Origin of the sequence: Desulfobaculum sp. SPO524 (assembly GCF_044987625.1) — a bacterium.
In the GTDB taxonomy this organism is placed as follows: Bacteria; Desulfobacterota; Desulfovibrionia; order Desulfovibrionales; family Desulfovibrionaceae; genus Desulfobaculum.
The window spans coordinates 12,747-27,475 of the sequence record NZ_JBJDSB010000005.1; the positions used below are offsets into that span (position 1 = coordinate 12,747).

Genomic DNA, 14,729 nt, shown 5'->3' on the forward strand with positions numbered 1-14,729 from the left:
AGTTGCTTGAGCCAAGGTCAATGAGGCCGCATGTGCATGTGATATCTTTCACATGACACAAAAACCCCTTTACATTTCACCCGGAACCAAGCGTGTCCGCCAGCCGACAAAGGCTCGCAGATTCCTGTATGTCTATCATGGTTTGCGTTTCAGCTTAAGTATAAAGGGCAACACGTTCCTTTTTTCACCGCAGCGTCACAAACCGCTGGCATGCGGCAGTTTTCGTTTTGGAAAGCCGCAACCGCGCTCCCCCGCCATACAACAGCAGACCGAACCCTTCGGTCCGGTCTGCCTCATTCTTGTGTTTTTTCTCGCTCAAGAGAGCCACCTCCCGCGCTTTCTGGCGGTCAGGGGATGGTCCGTTGTGGAGGGGGCGGCAGAGCAGCGCTCATCAAACCGGCGCGGCCAGTTGGCGCTCGTCGCCCGGCCCTGGAGTGTATCGTCTCTCGCGCTGTGCGGTCCAAGGCGTCCTCTGTCTGCATATTGCCGTCGTCCCCGGTTGCGGACCAGTTCTGCTGGCTGGTCCCGTTGTGTGGCCTTGGGGGCACGTCGTCCCCCTTGCCATTTACCGCATAAGCTGTCGCCCTGCTTCAGCGGCAAACTCAAAGACCGGTCCGGGCACCGCGCCAAGCAGCAGGATGGCGGCGGCGAGCACCGTCCCCCACACACGGGTCATGGGGCCTTCGTCCACAGGCTCCAGCCGCGCGGCGTCTTCAGGCTCCACAGTGTAGGCGTGGCGCACCAGACTCAGATAGTAATAGATGGCGATGGCCGTGTTCACTGCCGCCACGATGACGAACCAGTTGTACCCGTGGTTCCACGCGCTGGTCAGCAGGAAGAACTTCCCGATGAATCCGGCCGTAGGCGGCAGGCCAACAAGGGCAAAGGCCGCCACGGCCAGCACCATGGCCATATACGGCGAGCGCCGGTACAGGCCGTTCAGGTCGTCCAGCTTCACGTTGCGCCCGTCCTCGCTGGTCTTGCAGATGACCCAGAAGCACGTCAGGTTCATAAGGATATACACCAGACTGTAGAACGCGGCCGCGGCAAGGCCCTGCGCTGTGCCCGCCACAAGGCCCAGCATCACATATCCGGCGTGGGATACGCTGGAATAGCCCAGCATGCGCTTTACATCGCGCTGTACAAGGGCGGAGAGGTTGCCAAAGGTCATGGACACCGCGCCAAGGATGGCGAAAATCAGCGTCACCTCCATACCCGGAGTCAGCAGTGCGGCAAGGCGCACCAGCACGACCACCGCGCCCAGCTTGGGCAGGGTTGCCACGTAGGCCGCCGTCTCGTTGCTGGCGCCCTCGTACACATCCGGGCACCAAAAGTGGAAGGGAAACAGCGCCAGCTTGTAGAACATCCCCGCAAGGAACAAGGACAGGCCCACAACAGCCATGGGGTTATTGGCCCACGACCAGTCCGCCTGCGCAAGGTCCACAAGGTAGCTGGAATGCTGCGAGGCCAAAATGTACGACAGGCCATACAGCGAAACAGCCGTGGCGACCGCGCCGAACAGGATGTACTTGATGCCCGCTTCCGCCGCGCTGCGCTCCTTCGCGCGGATGGGGATAATGGCGTACAGCGAGTAGGAGGAAATCTCCAGCGCCACATAAATGGTGATGAGCTCCGCACTGGACGCGAGGAACATCAACCCAAGGGCCGAAAACCCAAGGAACAGAAAGTAGTCGCTTTCCTTGTCCTTCTCCAGCGTGGGCTGGCGCACGGCATTGAGCGTGCCGATAAAAAAGCCCACGGCAATGGCCAGCTTGAAGAATTGGGACATCATGTCCACCCGGTACGCACCGTGGAAAAGCTGCCCCTGCGCCGTCATGGCGGCAAAGGAGACGGCCACGCCAACCGCGGCACCCCACGGCACCCACGATGCGTCATTGCGCAGCGTGGAATGGCGGCTGATGCTCTGGGCGAACAGCACCAGAAGAATCACGATTTGGAAAAGTTCCGGCAAGAACAGGTCGGGGCGTATGGACACTTGCATTACTCCTGTTTACGGCTCCTGCGTCGCGGCGGCTTTGGGCCGCCCGCCGCATCGTGACGTGCATCAGTCCGTTACTGCTCGGCCACCACTACCGGCAGTTCTGGCGCATAATCGGCCAGCGTCCGCGCTTCGGCAGGAATCTGCGCCGAGCGGACGCGGAAGTCCGAAAGCAGCTTTTCAATGGAGGGGTCCACAACCTTCAGGCACAGCGTGGGCGCAAGGCCGATGTACAGCACCAGCGCCGCCAGCGGCGCAAGGTACACCCACTCGCGGATGCCAAGGTCCCAGAAGTGGCCGGAAGGTACGGACGAGGGCCGTCCCCATGCCATCTTCAGGCCAAGGCGCAGCATGTACGCCGCGGCCACCAGCGCGCCGGGAATGGCGATGCCGCCCACCCAGTAGTTGGCCTCAAACGCGCCGAACAGCACCAAGGCTTCGCCAACGAAACTGTTTGTCCCCGGAAAGCCAAAGCTGGACAGCGTGAAAAGCCCAAAGAAGCCCATATAGATGGGCAGGAACTTTCCAAGGCCAAGGTTGTCCTTGATCTCGCGGCTGTGGCTGCGCTCGTACACCGCACCGACGAGCATAAACAGCGCGCCGGTGGTAATGCCGTGATTCAGCATCTGCATCAGGGCGCCCTCCACGCCCCGGACATTGAAGAGGAAGATGCCAAGGGTCACAAAGCCCATATGGCCCACTGAGGAGTAGGCAATCAGCTTCTTCATGTCGTTTTGCCCAAGGGCGGCAAACCCGCCGTACAGAATGCTCGCCAGCGAAATGGCAATCATCATCGGGGCAAAGTATTCACTGGCGGCAGGCGTCAGCGGCAGGCAGAAGCGCAGGAACCCATAGGTCCCCATCTTCAGCAGCACGGACGCCAGATACACGGACCCGGCCGCCGGGGCCTCAACGTGCGCGGCGGGCAGCCAGGTGTGGAACGGGAACATGGGGCACTTGATGGCAAAGGCCAGCGCCATGGCAAGAAAGGCCCAGAACTGGAAGGTAAAGGAGTACTGCCCCTGCATCAGCTCCGGAATGGAGAAGGTCCCGGTCTGATGGTAAAAGGCGACAATAGCCACCAAAAGCAGCGTGGACCCGGCCAGTGTGTACAGAAAGAACTTGATGGACGCATACCGCCTGCGCGGGCCGCCCCACACGGCAATAAGCAGGTACATCGGCACCAGCATGGCTTCCCAGAACAGGTAGAACAGCACAAAGTCCAGCGCGACGAACACGCCCACGCACGCCGCCGTCATCAGCAGCAGGCACACGTGGAATTCCTTCACGCGGCTGGAGATGTACTTCCACGAGCACAGGGTGCACAGCGGCAGCAGCAAGATGGTCAACAGCACCATAAACAGACTAATGCCGTCCACGCCCAGATGGTAGTTCAGGTTCCACTGCTCCACCCACGGCACCACTTCCTCAAACTGCATGGACGCCACGCCCAGCTTGAAATTGAAGAGCGGAGCCGCCAGCAGCAGCTCACACAGCCCGACAACCAGCGTAAACCAGCGGACCATGCACTCGGTGCGGAAAAACGCAAGCAGCACCGCCGCAACAAGCGGGAAGAAGATGAGATACGTCAGAACCGGATACCCTGCTTCGATCATACGAGTCCGCTCCGTGTCTTTGGGCCTAGGCCCAGAACCAGACCACGGCGAAGATGCCGAGTCCCAACAAGATTGCAAAGGCCAGATAATCCTGAAGGCGTCCGGTCTGCCCCTTGGCTGCGCCGCGCCCAACGCCGCGCACCGTGTAGGCCGTTCCGTCCACCACGCCGTCGATGGCCTTAACGTCGAACCATCCCGCCGAGGCGGCAAAGGCCATCAGCCCCCGCAGCCCCACCACGCGGTAGACCTTGGTCCACACGCCGTCGATGATGGCCAGGGGCCAGCAGATGACCCACATGGCCAGCTTGCCAGCCAGCCGGTACACCCAGTCAAAGTCCAAGTTCCGCGACGGATGCGGCTTGATGATGTTCCGCATGTAGTAAAAGCCAAGCCCGGTGAACCCAAGCAGCATAAAGGCCTGCAGCAGGTGCCACGGGGTGTAGGGCACGTAGCCGACGTCAAAGGAGACGAGGTTATGCACCACTTCCGGGACACCGTGGTGCGCGCCGGTTACCGCGTAGGGCAGCAGATCGTAGAGCATCTGCGGATACACGCCCATGACGAAGCACAGCGCGCTGCTCAGGAACATGGCGATGTACATATTCTTGGGGATGGGGTTCAGCTTTCTGGTCTTGTCCTCAGGCTTGCCACCCCAGAAGGCGAAATACGGCAGCTTGATGCCAACGGAGAGGAACGTGCCCACGGCGGCAATTTCCATCCCCAGCGCCAGCCACGTATGGTGCGCTTCCGCCGCGCCGGCGATGGTCATGGTCTTGGAGACGAAGCCGTTGAAGAAGGGCATGCCCGAGATGGACAGCCCCGCCACCACATAGCAAATCATCACCAGCGGCATGCGTGAGGCCAGCCCGCCAAGCTCGGTGAGCTTGGCCGTGCCCGTGGCGTACAGAATGGTGCCCGCGCTCATGAACAGCAGGCCCTTATAAAGGATATGGGCGTAGGCATGGGCGCATGCGCCGTTCAGCGTCATGGCCGTGCCGATGCCGATACCCGCCACCATGTACCCCACCTGCGAGACGATGTGGTAAGCCAGAATCCGCCGTGCGTTGTTCTCGATGGTCGCGTAGAAAACACCGTACAGCGCCATCACCACGCCCATCACCGCCAAAATTTCCCAGGACGCGAAGGCCCGCGCAAGGACGTACACCGCCGTCTTGGTGGTGTAGGCGCTCATAAAGACGGAGCCGGTCACCGTGCCTTCGGGGTAGGCGTCGGGGAGCCATGCGTGCAGCGGCACCACCGCGGCGTTCACGCAGAAGCCGAGAAGGATAATCCAGTCGTAGTACTGCGCGGTGCTCGGGTCGATGGCCGTAAAGGCGAAGGTGCCAAGGTCCCAGTACCGCAGGAGCAACCCGCCAAGCAGGAACAGCCCGCCAAGGGTATGGAACAGGAAGTACCGAAAGCCCGCCCGTGTGGAGGCCGGATTGTCATTCAGCCACACAAGGAAGGTAGACGCCACGGACATAACTTCCCAGAAAATGAACAGGGTGAAGTAGTCCCCGGCAAACACACAGCCAAACGCGCCGCCCACATACATGGCCGCCGCGATGTGCTGGTATTTTTCCTTCAGGTGCAGGGCGAAGATGAATCCGATGAGCGCCTGCACCGCAAACACATGCGCAAAGATGACCGACAGCTTGTCCACCCGGCCAAGCACCAGCGGCTCATCGCTCCACAGGTAGTGCAGGGGCATGTACACGCCCGGTTCCATGCTCAGGACGCTGGCGATGGCCAACAGCGGTGCCGCAATGAGCATCCACTTCCACCCGCCGCGCGGCCACACGGCAATAAGCGCCGCCACGCCAAAGAACCAGATGGTGGGATGCAGGAAGCTACTCGTCTCTGTCATAGTAGTCCTCGGGCTTGCCTAAGATTGGGAAGACGACCTTCTTGAGAATCACGGTCATGACCACGGCAAATCCACAGCCGAACACCGCCCAGAATCCGGGATACCGGTCCAGACCGAAGTGCGGATGATGCGGATGGATGAAGAAGTTGAGGGCCACAAGGATGCCCAGCGTCACAAAGAGCGCCTTCTTCCACGCCCCCGCACGCATCCGCTGCCAGGACAGCCAGTTGCCTATCCTTTCCTTGAGCATGGACTAGTACCCTCCGAAGACCGTGATAAAGTTCATGAATATCTGGGGATACAGGCCAAGAATCACACTCATCGCCGCGGTCAGGCACAGGGGCACCACCATAACCATGGGCGCTTCGTGCAATTCCGCCACGGCCTGCGCGTCCTTGGGCTTGCCAAAGAATGCTTGGAACGTGATAGGCGCGAAGTAGCCCGCGTTCAGCAGCGTGGAGGCCAGCAGCGCACACAGCAGCACCATGCGGTTGATGTCCACCGCGCCGTTGATCATGTACCACTTACTGACGAATCCGCAGACCGGCGGCACGCCAATCATGGACAACGAGGCCACGGCAAACGCGCCGAAGGTCCATGGCATTCTGCGGCCATACCCGCCCATGTCGCTGATTTTCTTGGTGTGGGCCACCACATAGATGGCGCCAGCGCCCATAAAGAGTGTGATCTTGGAGAACGCGTGGTGCGCAATGTGCGCCAGCCCGCCCTGCACGGCCAGCGGCGTCAGCATGCACACGCCAATGACGATGTACGACAACTGACTGACCGTCGAGTATGCCAGCCTCGCCTTGATATCGTCCTTAGTCAGGGCAATAAGCGAGGCCGCCACAATGGTGAAGGCCGCCAAATAGGCCGTTGGTATCCCGAGGAAGAGCTTGTCCATCACGTCCACGCCAAAGCCGGAGAGCACCACGCGGGACACGGAGAACACGCCCGCCTTAACAACCGCCACCGCGTGCAGCAGTGCCGAGACAGGCGTCGGGGCGACCATGGCCGATGGCAACCAGTTGTGAAACGGCATCAGCGCGGCCTTGGCAAGGCCCGCAATGTAAAGGACATAAGTCACAGTGACGGCGATGGGATGCTCCGCCACCACCTGCGCCGGGAACATGCCCTGCACCACGTCGCCAAGGTGGAAGTCCAGCGTGCCGCACAGCACATAGGTCATGACCATGGCGGGCAGGAAGAACAGCTTGGATGTACCGATGAGGTACACAAAGTACTTCCGCGCGCCGTTAAAGGCTTCATCATCCTGATGGTGCGCAACCAGCGGATACGTGAACACCGAGATAATCTCGTAGAAGAGATACAGGGTGAAGACGTTGGCGCTCATGGCCACGCCCACCGCACCGAAGATGGCGATGGCGAAGCAGAAATAGTAACGCGTCTGCGCGTGCTCGTTGAGGGAGCGCATGTAGCCGATGTTGTAGCTGGTGACCCAGAACCACAGGAACGTGGCGATAAGCCCAAAGATGAGCGTCAGCCCGTCCACGCAGAACTTCACGTAAATGCCGTCCAGCAGCGTGAAGAGCGTCAGGGTCCAGATGGTGCCCTTGAGAACGGAGGGGATGAAGCTCGCCATGCCGGCGAAGGCCACTGCCGCGGCCACGAAGCTGACGCCCTCGCGCGCGTTCTGGTCGCTGCGCATGAACCAGATCAGGAAGGGTGCGACAAGCGTCGCAACAAGCGGAATCAGGAGGCGATAGCTCTCGATGTACTCTGGCATGTGCCTACTACCCCTTCAGTTCGGAGATTTCCTGGCTGTCCTCGCCGCCGAAGCGCTTGACCACCACCAGGATGATGGCCAGCACAAGTGTCGCTTCGGCAGCGGCAAGGCCCATGACGAGCAGGGTGGACAATTGGGCCAGCGTCGCATTTGCCGGGGTCAACTGTCCGGCCGCCACAATGGACAGCCCCGCACCGTTGAGCATCAGTTCCACACTGATGAGCATGCCCACCAAGCTCCGCCGGTGTATGATGCCAAACAGGCCAATGCCCAACAGGGCAAGCGCCACAAGTTGATACAGGACCAGCGGTGTCATCGTGCCTTCCTCCTCTCCCATGCCAGCACCACGGCTCCGGCCATGGCCACAAGCAGCACAACGGAAATAAGTTCAAACGCGAGGATGTAGTCCTGCATGAGCCCCCGCCCAAGCTGCTGGATGCCGACCTCGGCCGGACTGCCGATGGACACCTGCGGCACCTTGATGCAGATGAGCGCCAGCATCACCGCCGGAGCGATGCCGCCCAGCAGGGCCAACACCGTCTGGCGCGCGCTGCGGGACTGGCGCTCCTCCGCGCCGGCAGGAGCGCGGGTCAGCATGATGGCGAAAAAGATAAGGACGACCACCGCGCCAATGTAGATAAGCAGCTGCATCAGCGCGATGAAGGGTGCATTCATGACCAGATACAGCCCGGCCACACCGAACATGGTCAGCACCAGCCCGACCATGGCCCGCACCAGGTCACGCGCCAGCACGGCCATAAAGCCGCCCAGCAGTATGACCACGGCATACAGGGCAAAGAGCATCTTGGCGAAGATCAGGGTATCCATCGAGTATCAGGCCTTCCTCTGCTATGCGCGCAGGTTGCGCGCGTTGGTTGGAATAATTGCCGACCGCCTGGGACCGCGCCCCTATTCCTCGTCCGCGCCACCCTCTCCGGCCTGCTCACGCAGGCGGGCCAGAAGGTCGTATTCAAAGTCGTTTCGCTCGTACCCGGCCAGATACACGTCCATGGAGAAGCGGATGGACTTCACCGGGCAGACTTCCACGCAGGTGCCGCACAGGCTGCACAGGTTGTAGTCCAGCTTCCACTTGGACGGCGTTTTGACGGGCTTCTTCTTGGGCGGCTCCGTTTTGCCCTTTACCTCGCCCACCATCTCCTTGGGGGCTTCGGGGCCTTCCTTGGCGGCGGGCTTTGGCTCCTTCTTCTTGATCACGGAGATACAGCCAGACGGGCAGCTGGTGACGCACAGCATGCAGCAGATGCACTTGGGCACTGCCGGCTCCTTGGGCTTGCCCACCAACTCGATGTGCCCGTGATAGGTATGGATATTGTCGACGGTCTTGCGCGGGTAGTGCACCGTCAGCTGCGGACGGACAAAGTTTTGTCCCGTCACCCGCAAGCCCACGAGCAGACTCCACAGGCCCTTTACCGTGTCTCTCATCGTCTTGACGGACTTGCACGCGTTCATCGGTTCGGACACCTCGCTACGGTCGTCGCCGCCCGCTTTGGGCGGCGGGTGCTGCGGCTAGACGTAATAGTTGATGGAGAACAGCTTCACCAACACGGCGGTAACAAGCAGGTTGATGATGGCCAGCGGTATCAGCCACTTCCACGCCAGATTCAGCAGCTGGTCGAACCGCACGCGGGGGTACGTCCAGCGGAACCACATCATCACAAAGATGAGCGCGTAGACCTTGATGAGGAACCACCACACGCCGTCCATACCCGGACCGCGCCAGCCGCCAAGGAACAGGGCCGCGGCCACGCCGCTCACCACAATCATGTTGGCGTACTCAGCAAGGAAGAACAGGCCAAAGCCCATGCCCGAGTATTCGGTGTGGAAGCCCGCCGTCAGCTCGGATTCGGCTTCCGGCAGGTCAAAGGGGGCACGGTTTGTCTCGGCCACCGCGCAGGTAAAGTAGATGACGAAGGCCAGGGGCTGAGAGGCCGCCAGCCACTGCCATGGCCAGCTCCCCTGCGCCTCCACCACTTCGGACAGATTCAGGGTGCCCGTCATCATCACAACGGACAGCACGGCCAACAGCATGGGAATTTCATACGCCACGCTCTGCGCCACGGCGCGCGCCGCGCCAAGGAGCGACCACTTGTTGTTGGAGGCCCAGCCCGCCAAACACAGGGACAGCACCCCAATGCCCGCAAAGGCCAGAATCAGCAAAATGCCAAGGTTGGCCTTTTGCACCACCAGCATGTCCCCCCACGGAATGGGGAGCAGGGTCACGAACACGGGCAAAAACGCCAAAAACGGCGCGGCCCAGAACAGCCACCGGTCTGCCCCTTCGGGCACGAACAGCTGTTTGGCAATCAGCTTCACGGCGTCGGCCACGGTCTGGAGCAGACCATGCGGCCCAACCTCAAAGGGTCCCGGACGCCGCTGGAAGTGACCGGCAACCTTGCGCTCCATCCACACAAGGAGCACGGCGTTCACGCCCACGAAGGCCGCCAGCAGGACAAGACCCACGACGATCTGAAAAAGCGGCAGGGGAATTCCGTAGATCATCTCGGCTGTGTTCATCGGTCGATCTCCGGGATAACAAGGTCAAGGCTGCCCAGAATGGACACGGCGTCCGCCAGCAGGGAGCCTTGCGCCACCTCGGCAAACAGGCTCAGGTTGCTGTAGCCCGGCGCGCGCAGTCTGATGCGATACGGCGTCTTGGAGCCGTCGCTGACCACATAGATGCCGATCTTGCCGCGCCCGCCCTCGGTGGCGGCGTAGGACTCACCAGCCGGAGCCTTGAAGCTGGGCTTGGGCGCCTTCTTGGCGATGTGCTTGCCGTCGGCCTTGGGGAGCTGGTCCAGCGCCTGTTCGATGATGCGCAGGCTCTGCTCCATCTCCTCCAGGCGGACCATGTACCGCGCCAGAGCATCGCCCTGCGTGTACACGGGAATGGAAAAGTCAAAGCGGTCATAGATGGAATACGGCTCGTCGCGGCGGCAGTCGTAGTCAATGCCCGACCCACGCGCCACGGGACCCGTCGCGCCGTAGCGGCGGCAGCAGTCTTCGTCGATGACGCCGATGCCCTCCACGCGCTTGCGCAGGATGATGTTGTCCGTGACGAGGTCCTTGTACATGGGGAAGCGCTCGCGCTCGTAGCGCACAAAGTCGCGCACGCCCTCGATGAAGGAGTCGCTGACGTCGGCCTTGACGCCGCCGAATCGGTGATAGCAGTAGGTCAGGCGGGAGCCGGTCGGCTCCTGCAGAAGGTCCTGAATGATTTCGCGGTCCGCGAAGGCGTACATGATGGGCGTGAACGCGCCAAGGTCCAGCAGATACGCGCCCCACCAGAGGAGGTGCGAGGCGATGCGGTTCAGCTCGGTGGCGATGACCCGCAGGTACTCGGCGCGCTCGGGCACCTCAATGCCCGCCAGCCGTTCCACCGCCAGCACATAGGTATGGCCCCATGCCATGGCATGCAGGTAATCTGCACGGCCCGTATTGGGCAGGAACTGCCACCACGTCTTGGTTTCGCCCATCTTTTCATGCATGCGGTGGATGTAGCCAAGCACAGGCTCGGCGCGGCGGATATACTCGCCGTCCAGCTCGCACACGATGCGCAGAACGCCGTGGGTCGAGGGGTGCTGCGGCCCCATGTTGATGATCATGGTATCCCGGTCCGGCCCCTGCTCGAAATGCCGGCAGTAGGAGTCACCATGCAACCTTTCATCCATTTTCAGCATATGGCGTCATCCCTTGTTCAACGTGCTCCGCTCTCGCCTCCGGCCCATGCCGCAGTCCCAGCCCTATTCGCTCTTGGCATCCTCCGCCGGTGCGGCCTCTGCTTCAGCAGCAGCTTTGGCTTCGGCCTTGGCCTGCTCTTCCTTCATGGCGGCGAACTTTTCCTCCATGGCCTTGGCCACAGGGTGGTCCGTCGAGCAGTGCACCAAATCCGTGATGCAAAAGACCTCCAGCATGCTCACGCGCTTCTTTTCCGGCTTCATGAGCGGTTTTTCGTCCATGTCGTCAGGCAAAAGCAGGCGGCTGGGGTTGGGATTGCCGGTAAAGGTCACGGCGTAGAAGTCCATACACTCGCGCTCGTGCCACTCCGCGCCCTGATAGATGCCCGCAATGGACGGCACCTGCGCGGCGTCGTGCGGCAGCACCACCTTGAGCGTGATGCGCCCGTGCGCCGAGTACCGGTCAAAATGATAGAGGACGACGATGCCCTCTTTCATATCCAGACAGGTAATATCTTCCAGAAAATAGCCCTCTGCCAGCATGCGGCGCGCCGCGCGGCGCAGCTGCACCGGCTCCAGCACAAGCCGCCAGTTCTGCCCGCAGACGTCCGGGTCGCACATGGCGTTGCAGACGGTGCTCATTTCCTCAAGCCACTGCATGCTCATCTACTCCTCCCCTGTCGGCGGCTCGGGCCACCAGCGGCGACCGGTCATCTTTTCCTGCAACTTGAACAGGCCCTCCAGCAGCCCTTCGGGGCGCGGCGGACAGCCCGGAACGTACACATCCACAGGGATAAGCTGGTCCACGCCCTCAATGATGCCGTACTGCCCCTTGAACTTGAACGGGCCACCACTGATAGCGCAGTTGCCCATGGCGATGACGTACTTGGGAGCGGGCATCTGCTCGTACAGGCGGACAAGGGCCGGGGCCATCTTCTTGGAGACGGTGCCCGCCACAATCATCAGGTCCGACTGACGCGGCGAGGGCCGGAACACCTCCGCGCCAAAACGCGAAATGTCGAACCGCGCCATGCCGGTGGACATCATCTCGATGGCGCAGCAGGCCAGACCGAACGTCATGGGCCACAGCGACATCGCGCGGCAGACGTCCAAAATCTTGTTGGTGAGTTCCAGATTCACCAGAGGCGGCTCTGTGCCGACCTCCGCCTTCCTCAGAACGAAATCTTCCGCGGCCATTCGAACACCCCTTTCTTCCAGAAGTAGACGCAGCCAAGCGCCAGAACGACGATGAAGATCGTCACCTTGATGAGCGGCCACCAGCCGAAACTAAACGGGTAATACGCCGCAACGGGGAACAGGTAGAGAACGTCCACGTCAAAGGCGAGAAAGAGAAGGGCGTAGACGTAATAGTTGATGCCGAAGCGCACCCAACTGGGAGAACCGTAGGGTTGCATACCGCACTCGTACGGCATGCCTATTGCGCCGCGCCGGTACTTGGGGGAGAGGAGCAAGGCACCCAGTATAGGCCCCGCTGCGAACGTAAATCCGAACAGCAGTGCCAACAGGATCGCCAGATTCAACCATGTAAAGACCATCGGCCGCTACTCCTTGTGGCTAAAGCACCTATGCAAAGGAACACGATGGGAATCGGCATCAGAACATTCCGCATCCGATACAACCCGAGTTACTGATTTTTCCGGGTTATTATGTCGAAATCACATTTGTATTCCCCGTGTCAAGAGCGTCTACTTCGATCATCCGTTCACAAATGGAAAAAGGCCTTTACAATGTCAAATCACAGGCTTATTGCTATAAACTTGCGTCGTTTTGCACTGGCGCCCTCTCTCCATGTCAGCCAGGCGTCACTTTTTCCTTGTCCCACCCCTGCTATTGCACTCTATTCACACAACTGAGTAGCTCCAGTCCGCCCGCCAATAGTGCCGCCCCTTCTCACGCTCTTTCGTTTCTTTTGAAATTTTCACGAAATTCACCAAAAAATTTTCCAGACGCACCGAACCCACAAAGACCTCCCGACAAGGAAAACCTTGCATCCCGTTCCAAGAGTCTATAGTGATTTTGCGCCACCGCTCTACGCAGCAAAACCCGAGACAAACGCTATGAATACATCCGACAAACATCAGTCCTTCAAAGACAAGGTCGCGCAGCTCCTTCCCGAAGGTGGGCATCTAAACATGTGCCTGACCTGCGGGCAGTGCTCCGCCGGCTGTCCGGCCACCGGGCTGGAAGGGATGGACCCGCGCAAGTTCCTGCGCATGGCCTCCCTTGGTCTGGACGAGGAAGTCACATCCACGCCATGGGTCTGGATGTGCACCATGTGCCAGCGTTGCGTCAGCGTCTGCCCCATGCAGATTGACATCCCGCAGCTGGTCTACAACGCCCGCGCCGCATGGCCCATCGACAAACGCCCAAAAGGCATCGTCAAGTCCTGCGAAATGGCCCTCTCCACCCCCACGATGAGCGCCATGGGCACCTCGCCCGAAGACTTCCGATTCGTCGTCGAGGACGTGCTGGAGGAAGTCCACGAGACCCAGCCCGCCCATACAGAACTCAAGGCCCCCATCAACAAGAAGGGCGCGCACTTTTTTGTGAACCAAAACTCCCGCGAGCCCGTTACCGAGCCCGAAGAAATGATCCCCCTGTGGAAAATTCTCGACGTGGTCGGCGCGGACTGGACCTATTCCGATAAAGGATGGGCCGCAGAAAACTACTGCATGTTCGCCGCAAACGACGCCGCATGGGCAGAAAACGTTCAAACCAAAGTGGAGGCTGTTCATGAGCTGGGCTGTAATGTCTGGCTCAACACTGAGTGAGGCCACGAATTCTATGCAGTCCGGTCCGGACTCAAAAAATTCGGCATTAAGGCCAACTTCGAATTGAACAGCATTATCCCGTGGTACGCGCGCTGGATTCGCGAAGGAAAACTCCCAGTCAACGCCGACTGGAACAAGGACGCCAAAGTCAAGTTCACCCTGCAGGACCCCTGTCAGATGGTGCGAAAGACCCTCGGCGACCCCCTCGCAGATGACCTGCGCTTTGTGGTAAAATCCGTGGTCGGTGAAGAGAACCTCATCGAAATGTGGCCGAATAAAGCAGACAACTACTGCTGCGGTGGCGGAGGCGGCTTCCTCCAGTCCGGCTACACCGAGGCGCGGCACGCCTACGGTAAGAAGAAGTTCGACCAGATCATGGCAACAGGGGCCGCATACTGCATCACCCCCTGCCACAACTGCCACTCGCAGATTGAGGACCTCGCCCACCACTTCAGCGGGGGCTACAAGACCGTCCACCTCTGGACCCTCATCTGCCTCTCTCTCGGCATCCTCGGCGAAGACGAAAGAGGATACCTCGGCCCAGAACTGGCCGCCCTCTGCGACTAAACCGCCCAAGGCGCCCGCACCAACCAAAGCCCCGCGCTTCATCACCACGCAGTGATCGAAACGCGGGGCTTTTTGCGCGCCCGCCACACCGGGCGCAACGCCCCCGGCCTAACCAATGGACACGTGCCTCCGGCGCAATGCCCCGGCCTTTTTTTGCTCCGCAGGGTCAAGGGCCGTGGGCCCTTAACGATCCCATTTATACGCCAGTGATGCGTTCCGGACGCGCGGCCTCTATCCGGCCCCAGCAACGGCGTCCCACACACACGGCCAACTCCCCCAACGTGGAGGAAAAGGCCACCCCCCCCCTTTTTCGGGCTGGCTTCCAGCCCGAAAACCTCGGGATTTTTAAGGGGTCGCACCCCTTAAACAGCGCTGCTATCTTTATCTCTAAGCCCCTTCGTCCTTTCAGGCCGAACTGACTAAGAGCTAAAGCCGCCGGAGGCAAC

General features: G+C 60.6%; 14 protein-coding genes. 1 reads left to right on the plus strand and 13 read right to left on the minus strand.

The window, feature by feature from the left end; all coding sequences use genetic code 11:
• Positions 1 to 565 precede the first annotated feature (565 nt).
• The 13 genes from ACI3L3_RS14390 to ACI3L3_RS14450 all read right to left on the minus strand — a co-directional run bounded on the left by ACI3L3_RS14390 (position 566) and on the right by ACI3L3_RS14450 (position 12,480).
• A complete protein-coding gene (locus tag ACI3L3_RS14390; RefSeq protein WP_404845846.1) occupies positions 566 to 2,002 on the minus strand; it encodes an NADH-quinone oxidoreductase subunit N in 1,437 nt (478 codons plus the stop codon).
• A gap of 71 nt (positions 2,003 to 2,073) precedes the next feature.
• Positions 2,074 to 3,615 (minus strand): NuoM family protein, encoded by a 1,542-nt coding sequence (locus ACI3L3_RS14395; protein ID WP_404845847.1) that lies wholly within the window; start codon positions 3,613 to 3,615, stop codon positions 2,074 to 2,076.
• A gap of 25 nt (positions 3,616 to 3,640) precedes the next feature.
• Positions 3,641 to 5,482, minus strand: coding sequence for a Na(+)/H(+) antiporter subunit D (locus tag ACI3L3_RS14400; RefSeq protein WP_404845848.1), 1,842 nt, complete (start codon positions 5,480 to 5,482; stop codon positions 3,641 to 3,643).
• Positions 5,466 to 5,732, minus strand: coding sequence for a hypothetical protein (locus ACI3L3_RS14405; protein WP_404845849.1), 267 nt, complete (start codon positions 5,730 to 5,732; stop codon positions 5,466 to 5,468). The genes ACI3L3_RS14400 and ACI3L3_RS14405 overlap by 17 nt, the downstream gene beginning before the upstream one ends.
• Before the next feature lie 3 nt (positions 5,733 to 5,735).
• Complete coding sequence (locus ACI3L3_RS14410; protein ID WP_404845850.1) at positions 5,736 to 7,229, minus strand: monovalent cation/H+ antiporter subunit D family protein; 1,494 nt, start codon at positions 7,227 to 7,229, stop codon at positions 5,736 to 5,738.
• A 7-nt stretch (positions 7,230 to 7,236) separates the two neighbouring features.
• On the minus strand, positions 7,237 to 7,545 hold the full coding sequence (gene nuoK / locus ACI3L3_RS14415) for an NADH-quinone oxidoreductase subunit NuoK (protein ID WP_404845851.1): 309 nt from the start codon (positions 7,543 to 7,545) through the stop codon (positions 7,237 to 7,239).
• Positions 7,542 to 8,057 (minus strand): NADH-quinone oxidoreductase subunit J, encoded by a 516-nt coding sequence (locus ACI3L3_RS14420; RefSeq protein WP_404845852.1) that lies wholly within the window; start codon positions 8,055 to 8,057, stop codon positions 7,542 to 7,544. The genes nuoK and ACI3L3_RS14420 overlap by 4 nt, the downstream gene beginning before the upstream one ends.
• An 81-nt stretch (positions 8,058 to 8,138) precedes the next feature.
• Positions 8,139 to 8,699: a 4Fe-4S binding protein gene (locus ACI3L3_RS14425; RefSeq protein ID WP_404845853.1), complete on the minus strand. Its 561-nt coding sequence runs from the start codon at positions 8,697 to 8,699 to the stop codon at positions 8,139 to 8,141.
• 57 nt (positions 8,700 to 8,756) lie between these two features.
• Positions 8,757 to 9,764: an NADH-quinone oxidoreductase subunit NuoH gene (nuoH, locus tag ACI3L3_RS14430; RefSeq protein WP_404845854.1), complete on the minus strand. Its 1,008-nt coding sequence runs from the start codon at positions 9,762 to 9,764 to the stop codon at positions 8,757 to 8,759.
• On the minus strand, positions 9,761 to 10,918 hold the full coding sequence (locus ACI3L3_RS14435) for an NADH-quinone oxidoreductase subunit D (protein WP_404846049.1): 1,158 nt from the start codon (positions 10,916 to 10,918) through the stop codon (positions 9,761 to 9,763). Before ACI3L3_RS14435 ends, nuoH begins: the two co-directional genes overlap by 4 nt.
• A 72-nt stretch (positions 10,919 to 10,990) precedes the next feature.
• Positions 10,991 to 11,590: an NADH-quinone oxidoreductase subunit C gene (locus tag ACI3L3_RS14440; RefSeq protein WP_404845855.1), complete on the minus strand. Its 600-nt coding sequence runs from the start codon at positions 11,588 to 11,590 to the stop codon at positions 10,991 to 10,993.
• Complete coding sequence (locus tag ACI3L3_RS14445; protein WP_404845856.1) at positions 11,591 to 12,121, minus strand: NADH-quinone oxidoreductase subunit B; 531 nt, start codon at positions 12,119 to 12,121, stop codon at positions 11,591 to 11,593.
• Complete coding sequence (locus ACI3L3_RS14450) at positions 12,097 to 12,480, minus strand: NADH-quinone oxidoreductase subunit A (RefSeq protein WP_404845857.1); 384 nt, start codon at positions 12,478 to 12,480, stop codon at positions 12,097 to 12,099. Before ACI3L3_RS14450 ends, ACI3L3_RS14445 begins: the two co-directional genes overlap by 25 nt.
• 522 nt (positions 12,481 to 13,002) lie before the next feature.
• Here ACI3L3_RS14450 and ACI3L3_RS14455 point away from each other — a divergent pair.
• Positions 13,003 to 14,283 (plus strand): (Fe-S)-binding protein, encoded by a 1,281-nt coding sequence (locus ACI3L3_RS14455; RefSeq protein ID WP_404845858.1) that lies wholly within the window; start codon positions 13,003 to 13,005, stop codon positions 14,281 to 14,283.
• Positions 14,284 to 14,729: the final 446 nt, after the last annotated feature.